This is a genomic window from Pseudomonas sp. WHRI 8519, from assembly GCF_040224055.2.
GTDB classification, from domain to species: Bacteria; Pseudomonadota; Gammaproteobacteria; order Pseudomonadales; family Pseudomonadaceae; genus Aquipseudomonas; species Aquipseudomonas putida_X.
This window is the reverse complement of record NZ_CP167996.1, coordinates 194,410-207,863: the sequence shown is the minus strand read 5'-3', so window position 1 is coordinate 207,863 and position 13,454 is coordinate 194,410. Positions and strand designations below refer to the sequence as shown.

The 13,454-nt window shown below is 62.8% G+C and carries 15 protein-coding genes; 8 read left to right on the top strand and 7 right to left on the bottom strand.

Going from position 1 to position 13,454, the window contains the following annotated elements; all coding sequences use genetic code 11:
- Positions 1–3 precede the first annotated feature (3 nt).
- The 3 genes from ABRP30_RS00995 to ABRP30_RS00985 form a co-directional block, all read right to left on the bottom strand.
- Positions 4–771, bottom strand: coding sequence for a uroporphyrinogen-III synthase (locus ABRP30_RS00995; RefSeq protein ID WP_267820138.1), 768 nt, complete (start codon positions 769–771; stop codon positions 4–6).
- Positions 768–1,709 carry a hydroxymethylbilane synthase gene (hemC, locus tag ABRP30_RS00990; RefSeq protein WP_267820136.1) on the bottom strand — a complete coding sequence of 314 codons (942 nt, stop codon included), beginning with the start codon at positions 1,707–1,709 and terminating at the stop codon, positions 768–770. Before hemC ends, ABRP30_RS00995 begins: the two co-directional genes overlap by 4 nt.
- A gap of 134 nt (positions 1,710–1,843) precedes the next feature.
- Positions 1,844–2,593, bottom strand: a complete 750-nt coding sequence (locus ABRP30_RS00985) for a LytTR family DNA-binding domain-containing protein (RefSeq protein WP_349975902.1) — start codon at positions 2,591–2,593, stop codon at positions 1,844–1,846.
- 309 nt (positions 2,594–2,902) lie between these two features.
- Between ABRP30_RS00985 and argH the strand changes: the two genes are divergently transcribed.
- The gene (argH, locus tag ABRP30_RS00980; RefSeq protein ID WP_349975901.1) at positions 2,903–4,297 is read left to right on the top strand and encodes an argininosuccinate lyase; all 1,395 of its coding nucleotides are present in this window, start codon (positions 2,903–2,905) and stop codon (positions 4,295–4,297) included.
- A 135-nt stretch (positions 4,298–4,432) separates the two neighbouring features.
- Here argH and ABRP30_RS00975 read toward each other — a convergent pair whose 3' ends face one another.
- A complete protein-coding gene (locus ABRP30_RS00975; protein ID WP_349975900.1) occupies positions 4,433–5,095 on the bottom strand; it encodes a glutathione S-transferase in 663 nt (220 codons plus the stop codon).
- Between the two features lie 147 nt (positions 5,096–5,242).
- On the opposite strand from ABRP30_RS00975, the gene ABRP30_RS00970 reads away from it, so the two are divergent.
- The 4 genes from ABRP30_RS00970 to ABRP30_RS00955 all read left to right on the top strand — a co-directional run bounded on the left by ABRP30_RS00970 (position 5,243) and on the right by ABRP30_RS00955 (position 9,788).
- On the top strand, positions 5,243–5,542 hold the full coding sequence (locus tag ABRP30_RS00970) for a hypothetical protein (RefSeq protein WP_349975899.1): 300 nt from the start codon (positions 5,243–5,245) through the stop codon (positions 5,540–5,542).
- 69 nt (positions 5,543–5,611) lie between these two features.
- Positions 5,612–5,857: a TIGR02647 family protein gene (locus ABRP30_RS00965; RefSeq protein WP_012312198.1), complete on the top strand. Its 246-nt coding sequence runs from the start codon at positions 5,612–5,614 to the stop codon at positions 5,855–5,857.
- Between the two features lie 145 nt (positions 5,858–6,002).
- Entirely contained in the window at positions 6,003–8,867 is a 2,865-nt protein-coding gene (locus tag ABRP30_RS00960) for a class I adenylate cyclase (protein WP_349975898.1), read from the top strand.
- A 78-nt stretch (positions 8,868–8,945) separates the two neighbouring features.
- Positions 8,946–9,788, top strand: coding sequence for a hypothetical protein (locus ABRP30_RS00955; RefSeq protein ID WP_349975897.1), 843 nt, complete (start codon positions 8,946–8,948; stop codon positions 9,786–9,788).
- 13 nt (positions 9,789–9,801) lie between these two features.
- Here the strand turns inward: ABRP30_RS00955 and rnk are convergent, their stop codons facing one another.
- The 3 genes from rnk to cyaY form a co-directional block, all read right to left on the bottom strand.
- Positions 9,802–10,212, bottom strand: coding sequence for a nucleoside diphosphate kinase regulator (gene rnk / locus ABRP30_RS00950; RefSeq protein ID WP_241804987.1), 411 nt, complete (start codon positions 10,210–10,212; stop codon positions 9,802–9,804).
- A gap of 134 nt (positions 10,213–10,346) precedes the next feature.
- Positions 10,347–10,559 carry a DUF1289 domain-containing protein gene (locus tag ABRP30_RS00945; RefSeq protein WP_241804986.1) on the bottom strand — a complete coding sequence of 71 codons (213 nt, stop codon included), beginning with the start codon at positions 10,557–10,559 and terminating at the stop codon, positions 10,347–10,349.
- Position 10,560: 1 nt separating this feature from the next.
- Positions 10,561–10,893 (bottom strand): iron donor protein CyaY, encoded by a 333-nt coding sequence (gene cyaY / locus ABRP30_RS00940; protein ID WP_012312194.1) that lies wholly within the window; start codon positions 10,891–10,893, stop codon positions 10,561–10,563.
- A 252-nt stretch (positions 10,894–11,145) separates the two neighbouring features.
- Between cyaY and ABRP30_RS00935 the strand changes: the two genes are divergently transcribed.
- From ABRP30_RS00935 to dapF, 3 genes are read left to right on the top strand one after another with little or no spacing between them, the layout of a single operon-like run.
- Positions 11,146–11,349, top strand: a complete 204-nt coding sequence (locus ABRP30_RS00935) for a lipoprotein (protein ID WP_012312193.1) — start codon at positions 11,146–11,148, stop codon at positions 11,347–11,349.
- A 9-nt stretch (positions 11,350–11,358) separates the two neighbouring features.
- On the top strand, positions 11,359–12,606 hold the full coding sequence (gene lysA, locus ABRP30_RS00930; protein WP_267820121.1) for a diaminopimelate decarboxylase: 1,248 nt from the start codon (positions 11,359–11,361) through the stop codon (positions 12,604–12,606).
- 4 nt (positions 12,607–12,610) lie between these two features.
- A complete protein-coding gene (gene dapF, locus ABRP30_RS00925; RefSeq protein WP_349975896.1) occupies positions 12,611–13,441 on the top strand; it encodes a diaminopimelate epimerase in 831 nt (276 codons plus the stop codon).
- Positions 13,442–13,454: the final 13 nt, after the last annotated feature.

Genomic DNA, 13,454 nt, shown 5'->3' with positions numbered 1-13,454 from the left:
GCCTTAAGAGGCAGGTGCAGCGCTGCGCTGCACGGCTGCCAGCAAGGCCGTGGCACTCGCGCCACGACAATCCACAATCTGTTGTGCCCCTGCGGCCCTGGCCTGCTCGGCGACCCTGGGGCTCGGCACGAACAAGGGCAAGCGCGCCACACGCGGCCAATCGGCAGCGGCCAACTGTTGCAGGTGTTCAAGACCCTGCCCACTGCTGACCACCACGCCGTTCAGGCGTTCCGCTTCGATGCGAGCCACCAGCGTGCCCGCCGGGTATACCGGCAGGCAACGACGATACAGTTCCAGATAATCGACACTAGCACCTTGCTCTGCAAGACGCTCGGCCAGCAGTTCGCGACCTCCTACCCCACGGGCGATCAGGACACGGGGTGCGGGACCCTTGATAGCCTGGTGCAAGGCCGGGAGCGTGAGCAAGGCTTCGCTGTCGTCACCCTGTGCAGGGAAAGCCACCGACAGCCCCGCAGACTGCAACACCGCCGCCGTGGCTTGACCTACGGTGAACCAACCAGCTGGGGGCGGCTGCAACCCTGCTTGAGCGAGCTGCGCAAGGAGCGACCTCGCTGCCGGCTTACTGACCACGATCATCGCCTGGTACTGCCCTAGGCCGGCAAGCTGCTGACGCTGCAGAGCATCCATCTGCACCGGCTCGATCGCCAGCAACGGCAGGCACTCGCTGGCAATGCCGGCCGCGGCCAGCGTCTGGGCCAGCGCCGCGCAGTCCTCTTCAGGACGGGTCAGCAACAGGCGCCACGAACTCACGGGTGCCCGGCCTCACCATAGACTTCCTTGAGAATGGCGGCGGCACCTTGGCCCAGGAGGTCTTCGGCCACCTGCACCCCCAAGGTTTCAGCGGATGCCCGCGGTGCACGCGCCTCAGCCATCAGCAGGGTCCCACCGCTGGGCTGGCCGACCAGGCCGCGCAGCCATAGCTGCTCGCCTTCGAGCACGGCATAGCAGGCAATCGGTACCTGGCAGCCACCGTTCAAGTGCTTGTTCAACGCGCGTTCGGCCACCACACGGTCAGCGGTATCGATGTGGTGCAAAGGCGCCAACAGCGCATGGATCTCGCTGTCTGCGCTACGGCACTCGATACCCACCGCGCCCTGGCCACCGGCCGGCAGGCTGTCGTCGACACTGATGCTGGCGGTGATGCGGTCTTCGAAGCCCAGACGGATCAGGCCCGCCGCGGCAAGGATGATGGCGTCGTACTCACCGGCATCGAGCTTGGCCAGGCGAGTGTTGACGTTGCCGCGCAGGAAGCGGATTTGCAGGTCAGGGCGGCGGGCCAGCAACTGGGCCTGACGGCGCAGGCTGGAGGTGCCGACGATGCTGCCGGCAGGCAGCGCTTCGAGGCTGGGGAAACGGTTGGAAACGAAGGCATCGCGGGGGTCTTCACGTTCGCAGATGCAGTACAGGCCCAGGCCTTCGGGGAAGTCCATGGGTACATCCTTCATCGAATGCACGGCGATGTCGGCCTCATTGTCCAGCAGGGCCGTTTCCAGCTCCTTGACGAACAGGCCTTTGCCGCCAATCTTCGCCAGCGGCGCGTCGAGCAGTTTGTCGCCGCGGCTGACCATGGGCACCAGCGTCACCAGAAGGCCAGGGTGCGCCTGTTCGAGGCGGGCTTTGACATATTCGGCCTGCCACAGGGCCAAGGCACTTTTACGGGTGGCAATGCGGATTTCGCGAGTGGACATGGAACGCCCCGATGCTTAGGAATGCCGCCGATGATAACAGCTCCGTCGGTATCGCTAGCAGATGTGGGTCATGAACCAGGCTGGCCATGCGCGCCCTCATCGCCAGGTCGCCGGCGATGGGGCACCTGCAGCGCTCAGAGCGTCTGCATCATCTTGCGTACGCCAGCCACATGCCGGCGGCTGACAGTCAAGGCATCACCATTGAGGCCTTTGAGGAACAGTTGAAAATGCCCAAGCGGCGTGCGTTGCAGGCGTTCGATGCGCTCGCGGGCTACCAGGGCGTTGCGGTGGATACGCACGAAGCGTTCGCCGAATTCATCTTCCAAGGCCTTGAGTGGCTCATCGAGCAGCACTTCGCCTGCTTCGTGGCGCAGCGTCACATATTTGTGGTCGGCGATGAAATAGATCACCTGGGGCAAAGGGATCAGCTCGATGCCCTTGCGCGTACGCGCGCTGATATGGCTGCGCGGGCCACCCCCTTCACTTCCTGGCCGGGTCAGCGCCGCCAACTGCGTGCGACTGGGTTTCTCAGCTTTGCGCAAAGCATCACGCAGAGCATGGGGATGGATCGGTTTGGATACATGACTGAGGGTGCTGTCGGTGAAAGCCTCTGCGCCGTATTCATCGTCATCGGCGTCGCTGCAGAACACTACCGATGGCGGTGATTCGCGCTCGCACAAGCGGGCCGCGACCTGCAGGCCGTCAAGGCCCGGCATGCGAATATCCAGCAGGACCACATCAGGCTTGAGGCTTTCAATCAGGGCCAGGGCCTCCTCGCCGCTGGTGGCGCTGGGCTCCAGCACGGTGTACCCCTCCAGCTCCCCGAATAGCCGCGCCAAGCGTTCACGGGGTAGGGCTTCGTCATCAACGATCAGGACATTCATAATTGCTCTGGATTCCTGAGTGAGTCTCGCACAGGTATAGCGTAGACAGTTGCAGGTCGAGCGACACTGCGGTCACGCTCTAGACCAATACGATGGCCAAAGATTCACTGCGCTGGCAGATTCGCTGCCAGTCCTTTGTCCAACTGTAGACGGTCCGTGGAACACTGCCGTTCAATCGTTGAATATCGTCTTTACCTCAATCGAGCGGGGTTTTATGCCGATTTCTGTCGACCGGCGTCCTTCGGCCACACGCCCAACCCTGCTATTATCGCCGCCACTTTTTCGTTCACGCCTTCAACGAGTGAATCCATGAGCACCGACAAGACCAATCAGTCCTGGGGCGGCCGCTTCAGTGAACCCGTCGACGCCTTCGTCGCCCGCTTCACCGCCTCGGTCGATTTCGACAAGCGCCTGTACCGCCACGACATCATGGGTTCGATCGCCCACGCCACCATGCTGGCGCAGGTCGGTGTACTCAGCGATGCCGAGCGCGACACCATCATCGACGGCCTGAACACCATCCAGGCGGAAATCGAGGCCGGCAATTTCGACTGGCGCGTCGACCTCGAAGACGTGCACATGAACATCGAAGCACGCCTGACCGACCGCATCGGCATCACCGGCAAGAAGCTGCACACCGGCCGTAGCCGCAACGACCAGGTCGCCACCGACATCCGCCTGTGGCTGCGCGACGAGATCGACCTGATTCTGGCCGAAATCACCCGCCTGCAGCAGGGCCTGCTGGAACAGGCCGAGCGCGAAGCCGAAACCATCATGCCGGGCTTCACCCACCTGCAGACCGCCCAGCCGGTCACTTTCGGCCACCACCTGCTGGCCTGGTTCGAAATGCTCAGCCGCGACTACGAGCGCCTGGTCGACTGCCGCAAACGCACCAATCGCATGCCCCTGGGCAGCGCTGCGCTGGCCGGTACCACCTACCCGATCGACCGCGAGCTGACCTGCAAACTGCTCGGTTTCGAAGCCGTGGCCGGCAACTCGCTGGATGGCGTGTCGGACCGTGATTTCGCCATCGAATTCTGCGCTGCCGCCAGCGTGGCGATGATGCACCTGTCGCGCTTCTCTGAAGAGCTGGTGCTGTGGACCAGCGCCCAGTTCCAGTTCGTCGATCTGCCCGACCGTTTCTGCACTGGCAGCTCGATCATGCCGCAGAAGAAGAACCCCGACGTACCTGAGCTGGTGCGCGGCAAGAGCGGCCGCGTGTTCGGCGCCCTGACCGGCCTGCTGACCCTGATGAAAGGCCAGCCGCTGGCCTACAACAAGGACAACCAGGAAGACAAGGAGCCGCTGTTCGACGCCGCCGACACCCTGCGCGACTCGCTGCGTGCCTTCGCCGACATGATCCCGGCCATCAAGCCCAAGCACGCGATCATGCGCGAAGCGGCGCTGCGCGGCTTCTCCACTGCCACCGACCTGGCCGACTACCTGGTGCGCCGCGGCCTGCCGTTCCGTGACTGCCACGAGATCGTCGGCCACGCCGTGAAGTACGGCGTCGACAGCGGCAAGGACCTGGCCGAGATGAGCCTGGAGGAACTGCGCCAGTTCAGCGACCAGATCGAGCAGGACGTATTCGCCGTGTTGACGCTGGAAGGCTCGGTGAATGCCCGTAACCACATTGGTGGTACTGCGCCTGCCCAGGTGCGCGCTGCCGTTGTGCGCGGCAAGGCATTGCTGGCTTCGCGCTAAGCGCCATTGCGAGGGCTTTGCCCTCGTTCGCCGGCAAGCCGGCTCCCACAATGACCGCGCCGCTCTCAAGCGGTGCGCAATCCCTGTAGGAGCCGGCTTGCCGGCGATTGGGCTGCACAGCAGCCCCTCTTCAGATCAGCGCTTGCCGCTGCGGATCATCTCCATGAAGGCCGGCATTGCCGCCTCCTTGTCCGCCAGAATCTTCGCCATGTGCGGGTTCTCGCGCATTTTCTCCAGCAACGCCTTCGCCTGCGGGAAGTCTGCGAGGAAGTCGATGCCCAGCACCTTCTTGCCTACCGCACACGCCAGATCGACCGAGAAGCAGAACATCAGGTCGGCAATGGTCAGTTGCTCACCGGCCACATAGGGTGCAAAACGGCCATTGCGCTTCAAGGTGGCGAAGCCCGCCAGCAGATCCGCACGCGCCCGCTCCTTGATCACTGAATCGACCTCCATCCCAAAGAACGACTCGGCATAGCAGGTACGCGCCGGCAGTTCGATATACAGCTCGATCTCCTTGAGCAGCTCACGCACTTTCGCCTGTTCGAATGGATCGGCCGGCAACAGCGCCTTGCCGCCCTGCGTCTGCTCGATATAGTCGAGAATCACGCTGGTCTCGCTGATGAAGCCGTGTTCGGTTTCCAGCACTGGCACCTTGCCGCGCGGGCTGACTTCCAGCGCTTGCGGTGCCTGGCCGCCATAAAAGGTGACCTCTTCGAACGGCAAGCCTTTTTCCAGCAGGGCCAGCTTGACCATGTTGTAGTAGTTGCTGACCGAGAATCCGTGAAGCTTGAGCATGGGGTAACAGCCTCCAGGCCGTAAGGGGTTGGCTGGGCTGTTATAGCCCCTGGGGCTGCGCCTGACCAGCATCATGCTCCCGGTCGATGACCGGGCATTGCCGGCGCGGGCGTGGCAAACTGTGCGCCCCACCACAGGAGTACCGCCATGAGCGAGCACGACGAAATCGACAATGACGACGAAGCCTTCGCCGAGGCGACGCTGACCCAGGCCATCGAAAACCAGATCGAAAGCGGCGAACCGCCGGCCGCCAAGGCGACGTTCAACAAGCTGAGCCTGGTCGGCTACGAGCGCGAAGACATCCTCAACCTCATGGCCCACGTGCTGGCCATCGAGATCGACAACATGCTCGACGAGGACCGCCCGTTCGACACCCAATGGTACGAAACCGCCCTGCGCGCGTTGCCCGAGCTGCCACCTGAGGCAGATCAAGGCGAGGACGAATAACCCGACTACACTCCAGGGTCAGGCACCGTTGGCGGTGCCGCCATCCTCGTCTGGAAGTCAGGAGTCGCCATGTCCTTCACCCCCGAACTGATTGCTGAACTGGAAGTCCTTGCCCTGTTCAATCTGGACAGCAGCCAGGAAGGCATCAAGATTCACGCCAATGCCTCACCCGCGCTGGTCGCAGCGGCTCGACGCCTGCATGAAAAGCAATTGACCGATCAGCCTGATGGCGGTTACCTCACCAGCCTTGGGCATGACGCGGTCGAAAGCGTGCAACTGCTGCTGAACATCCTCAAGTCGCCCCAGCCGGCGTAACCCGCCCGGCCCCATCGCCGGCAAGCCGGGGATGGGGCACACAAAGGCGCGAGAAAAATGGCGTCAAAACTCCAACTGCCGCTTATCCGAGTGCATTACTCAGGCTAAACTCGCCAAAGTTCCCCCGGCCTGCCCTGAGTTCGCAATGACCCATCCCCACGAGATTCGCCCTGATATCGAAGACGGCATCGACCGCAAGGTGCTGGCGAAATTGCGTGCGCGGTTCCTGCAGTTGAACACCGGCCGGCTACAGCGCGCCATGGATGGGCTTTCGACCCGCCAGCAACAGGTTTTGACCCTGCTACCGCTGCTGTTTCACGTTAACCACCCCCTGTTGCCTGGGTATGTTTCGGGAAGCACACCGGCCGGCGTGTCGGGCTTCGAGCCCGACGCCAACCTGGTCGCCGAGGGCCAACGGCTGGCGCGGTCATTCACTTACAAGACACGCCTGGGCAACCCCAACCGTCCGATACACGGCCTGTACCTGATGGGCAGCCTTGGCACGCTGGCCCAGGCCGAGCAAAGCGACATCGACCTGTGGGTCTGTCATGCCCCCGGCCTGGGTGACAGCCAGCTCGAAGAGCTGCGGCGCAAATGCCAGTTGCTCGAAACCTGGGCTGCCAGCCTCGGCGCCGAAGCACATTGCTTCCTGATCGACCCGCAAAGCTTCGCCCGAGGCCAGCGCGACAGCCAGCTCAGCTCCGACGACTGTGGTACCACCCAGCACTACCTGCTGCTCGACGAGTTCTACCGCACGGCCATCTGGCTGGCCGGGCGCACACCGCTCTGGTGGCTGGTGCCGGTGTATGAAGAGCGCAATTACAGCAGCTATACCGAAACCTTGCTGTCCAAGCGTTTCATCCGCAGCACCGATGCCCTCGACCTGGGCAACCTGGCCCACATCCCGGCCGGCGAGTTCGTCGGTGCTGGCCTGTGGCAGCTGTTCAAAGGTATCGACTCACCTTACAAGTCACTGCTCAAGCTGTTGCTGACCGAGGTCTACGCCAGCGAACACCCAGCCGTGCGCTGCCTGAGCCTGGACTACAAACAGGCGGTCTTCGCCAACCACCTCGACCTCGACGCGCTTGACCCCTATGTCATGGTTTACCGGCGCATCGAACGCTACTTGCTAGCGCGCGGTGAAACCAGGCGGCTGGAGCTGGCAAGGCGCAGCCTTTACCTGAAGGTCAACAAGAAGCTCAGCGGCCTGGACCGCGCACGCAGCAACGGCTGGCAGCGTCGGTTGCTCAAGCGCCTGGCCGATGAGTGGGGCTGGGACGAGCGCCAGCTGGCCTTACTCGACAGCCGTAGTCAGTGGAAGGTACGCCAGGTGGCAGTCGAGCGCCGCGAGCTGGTCGCCGAGCTCAACCACAGCTACCGCTTTCTCAGCCAGTTCGCGCAAAACCAGAACGCCAACAGCCGCGCCGACCAACGCGACCTCAACGTACTGGGCCGGCGCCTGTACGCAGCCTTCGAGCGGCGCGCCGGCAAGATAGAGGTGATCAACCCAGGCATCGCACCGGACCTCGCCGAGGACACCCTGACACTGGTTCAGTCACCCAACCGCAAGGAACCCGGCAGCCACCACTGGGGCCTGTACAACGGCAACCTGGGCGTCCACGAGTGGGAGCATTTCAGCCCGATCAAGCGTTGCCGGGAGCTGCTCGAACTGCTGACCTGGGCCCACCGCAACGGCGTTATCGACAGCACTACGCGCTTTGCGCTGCACCCAGGCGTCAGCGACTTGAGCGAATTCGAGCTGTTCAACCTGCTTGGCAGCCTGCAGCAAAGCATTCCCTTGCCGCTTGAGGCCGTCAGCGAAGTGCGATTGCTGCAGCCCAGCGTGGCCGAAGAGATCCTGCTGCTGGTCAACGTTGGCGTCGACCCGCTGCGCCACCACCGCGACCTGAACATCCTGATGACCACCGAGCGCACCGACTCGCTGAGCTATGCAGGCGTGCGCGAAAACCTGGTGCTGACCCTCGATCAGGTCACCCTCAACAGCTGGAACGAGGTGCTGGTGCAGCGCTACGACGGCGAGCACGCCCTGCTGCGCTGCATGCGGGACTTCCTCAACAGCCTCGGCCAGCGCAGCCACCGGCCGCGCGTGCGGGTGCGTTGCTTCTGCCACAACCGCGCGCAAGCCATCAGCCAGCGGGTCGAGGAGATTTTCGACACGGTGCAATTACTGCTCGACCAGCGCCGCAACCACCGCTACCTGCTGCAGGTGGCGCAGTACACCCACGCACTGGAACTGGTGCCCGGCCAGGTCAGCCTCGCCACCCTGACCGATCACGATGCCGTGCTCGATTACCTAAGCGAAGAACGCAGCGCCTACAGCCCACTTTATCTGGATGCCAACGCACTGCAGGACCACGACCTTTCGCTGCTGCTGGAACAAGGCCGCCCCGGCTGCATTCAGGTGTTCTACCGCCTGCTCGAGGGCTGGGCCGACCTGTATGTGCTGGATGAGTACAACGCGTTATGGCAGCAACGCCTGCCATTGCACGACGAGAATCACCTGCTATTGCCCCTGCAGCGCTTTCTGCGCTCGGTGGTAATGCGCCACGACGCCCGCGTGCCGCTCGATAACCTGCACCAGGCATCTTTGTACATCGATTATGCTCAGCTACTGCCCTCGGGGACGGGGAAGGCACGCAGCATCGAGCCCCGACCGACGCCAGACATCGTCAACGATCAGCCCTACTATGAAGTTCAGGCCATCCTCCAGGCCGGCACCGGCGATGACGTGCACGTCACGCTCTACTGCGACCAACTGGAATTCTCCGAACTGGACCACGGCGATGAACTGTACACCGTGGTAGCCAGGCAGATTCTGAGCCAGCGCCGCGATGCCGGGCATTATCGTTGCTACATCACTGACCTGGACCTGTCCGAACTGCTCGATGACGAACAGGGTTCGACCCTCCTCTACCTGCGCTACAAGCGGGAGCTGGAAAAAGCCCTGAACGACGGGTTGGAGCAGTTGCAGGCGTCGCTCGCACCTTGACCCCGGTGCGCTTTCCCTCTGCACGGCCGCACACGGCGGCAACATCCTTGGGCACTCAATCAATGACTGGAGTGCGTCATGGACAAGCAGAACTGGATGGGCGCCCTGCCCGAATTAGGCCGCCTGCGTATCGATCAGCTGATTCTCCCCGGCAGCCATGACTCTGGGATGGACAAGCAGGCGGACAACATCGTCCCGCCCCAGGAAGTGACCCAGGACGTTTCCTGCATCGAACAGGTTCGCGGCGGCATCCGCGTGCTTGATCTGCGAGTGCGCGCCAACCGCGAGTACACGCCCGATTCGCCTTATCGCTACAAGCTGTTCCACCTGAGTACATCGGGGCGCACCGTACAGGGCGACATCGTCCTGGAACTGAACCGCTTTTACGAAGACCCGGCAAACGTTCGTGAAATCGTCATTCTCGACTTCCATGGGTTCGACAACTTCAGCGACCAGGAACATGCCTGGTTGCAGGAGACGCTGGAGAAGCACCTGGGCCAGCGCATCATCCCCTGGGCGTTGCACCCCCTGACGCTGGATCAACTCTGGATTGAACACCCAGGCAAGACCGTGGTGATTGCGTACAACAACTCCGCCCGCGGGCAGCACTGGCCAGGCGTGGAACATGGCTGGATGGGTGAGAACACACCGTCCACCGAAGAGCTGAAAGCCTTCATGGACGAGCGGGCGCAACGCTATAAACCTGATTACACCCTGCGTTCCATCCAGTGCGCCAAATACAACAAAGGGTGGTTTTCGCCGGACGACTTCAGCGACAAGGTCGATGAATGGTTCGAATCAACAGGTATCGACAGTTACATCCAGAACTTCCACATCATCAACACGGACTGGTCGCTGCGCAGCAGGATCGTCGACAACTGCATCCATGCCTGCTCTATCAGGGCGCGGAATACGCCCTGAAAGCCATGGGGGATCAGAGGTCGAAATCGCCTGCCGCTTCCGGCTGGTATTCCACCTCCAGCAGCTTGAGCTTGAGGGTCTTGCCGCCCGGCGCCGGCCAATCGATCTGTTCACCCACCGACAAGCCAAGCAGCGCGCATCCGATCGGCGCCAGGACCGAGACCTTGCCTTCGCCGCCGGCATCCTTCGGGTACACCAGGGTCAGGTGGTAGTCCTTGCCACTGGCCTCTTCACGGCAGTGCACGCGCGAGTTCATGGTCACCACGCCGGCCGGCACGTCCTCGTGACCGACCACCTGCTCGGCGCGGTCCAGCTCCTCCTGCAGGGCGAGCACACCTGGGGTGCTTTCGTCGAGGCTGTCGATCAGGCGCTCGAGACGCTGCACGTCCAATCGGGTAAGGATGAGGGAGGGCTTGGTGCTCATGATCCAGTCAGACTCCATTGAACAGGTGGTTTTCTAAGGGCAGATAAAGCAAAACCCCGCCCAGAGGGCGGGGTTTGATGAGTGCTTTGGCGTCACCGACGCATAACCCGACACTACCACAGCCGGGCAAATACTCAACCCTGCGTGCGCAAGGCCTCGGCTTCGCGGCAAATCTGCCGGCGCCGTTCGTCGTCGGCCGAGCGCCACTCGCGAATGTGCTCGACATGGCGATGGCAACCGGTGCAAACGCGCTGTTCATTCAGCCGGCACACGCTGATGCACGGCGACGGCACCGCTGGGCTGACGTTACTGTAAAGCGGCTTGGCCGGCCGCGCCTGGGCGCTCATTTCAGATCTCGTCGAAGTCCAGCTTTTCGCCGGCCCGCTCCCAGACAATCCGCTCGAGCATCTCGCCCAGCAGCTCTTCGCTCTTCTCGCAGACCCACTTGCCGCTCTCTTCGTCGTAGTCGAAGTGGAAGCCCCCGGAGCGGTCGGCCAGCCAAAGCTGACGCAGCGGCTCCTGGCGGCTGAAGATCAGCTGGCTGCCATTGTCGAACTTGATGGTAAGGACGCCGGCGGAATTCTCCATGTCCAGGTCAAGGCCGCTCTCGTCGAACAGGTCTTCCAGGGCCTGTTGGGTGGCGTCGACCAGATCATGGAAACGCGCTTCGCTCAAACTCATTGCAGGAACCTCGAAATTGGCTGCGTTACAGGCAGGCCGGGCACGATACGGGCGCTTGGCGCCAGCCGCAAGCGGGGAGCTTCAAGCGGCAGGAAAAAGCTCAGCCTACACCTGAACGTTTTTTCTTGCCGCTTGCCGCTCGCCGCTGGTGGCCAATTTCTGCCCGCCCGGCGGACCGGCTCTTGCATAGGCAATCCGGCAGTCGCTCGGTATACTCGGGCGCAATACTGCATATTTCAAAGGATTTCACCCATGAAGCGCCTGATTTCCTCGCTCGCGGCGCTGGTCGCGGTTGCCTGCCTCGTTTCGGCCTGCGGTCAGAAAGGCCCCCTCTACCTGCCAGAAGACGGCAAGGACGGCAAGGGCAGCCAGAAGTCGCATCAGCACCAGCACGCTCAGCCTGTCCAGCCACAGGATGAACAGCCAATCGAGCCCGAGCAAACGCCAGAGCAGTAAGGAAATCAGATGAACGCTTTCAATTACCGCGACGGTGAACTGTTCGCGGAGGGCGTGGCCCTGTCGGCCATCGCCGAACGCTTCGGCACCCCCACCTACGTGTACTCGCGCGCCCACATCGAGGCCCAGTACCGCAGCTATACCGATGCCCTGCAAGGTGTCGAGCACCTGGTGTGCTTCGCGGTCAAGGCTAACTCCAACCTTGGCGTGCTGAACGTGCTGGCCCGCATGGGCGCAGGCTTCGACATCGTGTCCGGCGGTGAACTGGAGCGGGTACTGGCCGCCGGTGGGCGGGCTGACCGCGTGGTGTTCTCCGGCGTCGGCAAGACCCGCGAAGACATGCGCCGGGCCCTGGAAGTCGGCGTGCATTGCTTCAACGTCGAATCCACCGACGAACTGGAGCGCCTGCAGGTGGTAGCCGCCGAGATGGGCAAGGTGGCCCCGGTCTCGCTGCGGGTCAACCCGGACGTCGATGCCGGTACCCACCCGTACATCTCCACCGGCCTCAAAGAGAACAAGTTCGGCATCGCCATCGCCGACGCCGAAGCCATCTATGTGCGTGCCGCGCAGTTGCCAAACCTGGAAGTGGTCGGTGTCGACTGCCATATCGGCTCGCAGCTGACCAGCGTAGACCCATTCCTCGACGCCCTCGACCGTCTGCTGGACCTGGTCGACCGCCTGGCCGACTGTGGCATCCACCTGCGCCACCTGGACCTGGGCGGCGGTGTTGGCGTGCGCTACCGCGACGAAGAGCCGCCGCTGGTAGCCGATTACATCAAGGCCATCCGCGAGCGCGTCGGTGATCGTGACCTGGCCCTGGTGTTCGAGCCTGGCCGCTACATCGTGGCCAACGCCGGTGCCCTGCTGACCCGCGTTGAATACCTCAAGCACACCGAACACAAAGACTTCGCCATCATCGATGCGGCGATGAACGACCTGATCCGTCCGGCCCTCTACCAGGCCTGGATGGGCGTCAGCGCGGTCATCCCACGCGAAGGCGAAGGCCGTGCCTACGACCTGGTCGGGCCAATCTGCGAAACCGGCGATTTCCTCGCCAAGGACCGTCAGCTGAACCTGGCCGAAGGTGACCTGCTGGCTGTGCAGTCCGCGGGCGCCTATGGTTTCGTCATGAGCTCGAACTACAACACCCGTGGCCGTTGTGCGGAAATCCTGGTCGACGGCGATCAGGCTTTCGAAGTCCGCCGTCGCGAGACCATTGCCGAACTGTACGCTGGCGAAAGCCTGCTGCCGGAGTGACCCCATGCTTCTGCGTTTTACCAAGATGCATGGGCTGGGCAATGACTTCATGGTCCTGGACCTGGTCAGCCAACACGCACACATCCAGCCCAAGCACGCCAAGCAATGGGGCGACCGCCACACCGGGATCGGCTTCGACCAGCTGCTGATCGTCGAGGCTCCGAACAATCCGGAAGTGGATTTCCGCTACCGGATCTTCAATGCCGACGGTTCGGAAGTGGAGCAATGCGGCAACGGCGCACGCTGCTTCGCACGCTTCGTGCTGGACAAACGCTTGACCGCGAAAAAGCGTATCCGTGTGGAAACCAAGGGCGGCATCATCGAACTGGACGTGCAGAACGACGGCCAGGTGTGTGTCGACATGGGGCCGCCGCGCTTCAATCCCGCCGAAATCCCATTCGACGCTGAAGAGCAGGCGCTCAGTTACCCGCTGGAGGTGGACGGCGAAGTGCACGCTATCGCTGCCTTGTCCATGGGTAACCCGCATGCCGTGCTGCGCGTCGATGACGTACATACTGCGCCGGTCCATGACCTGGGCCCGAAAATCGAAAACCACCCACGCTTTGCGCAGCGGGTGAACGCCGGTTTCCTTCAGGTCATTGACCGCCACCGCGCCAACCTGCGGGTATGGGAACGTGGTGCCGGCGAGACCCAGGCCTGCGGCACCGGTGCTTGTGCAGCCGCCGTGGCAGCCATCAGCCAGGGCTGGATGGACTCTCCGGTGACCCTGGACCTGCCTGGTGGGCGCCTGCACATCGAGTGGGCCGGCCCCGGCACGTCCGTGTTGATGACTGGCCCAGCCGTACGTGTCTACGAAGGACAGGTTCGTCTCTAAGCGAGTAACTGCC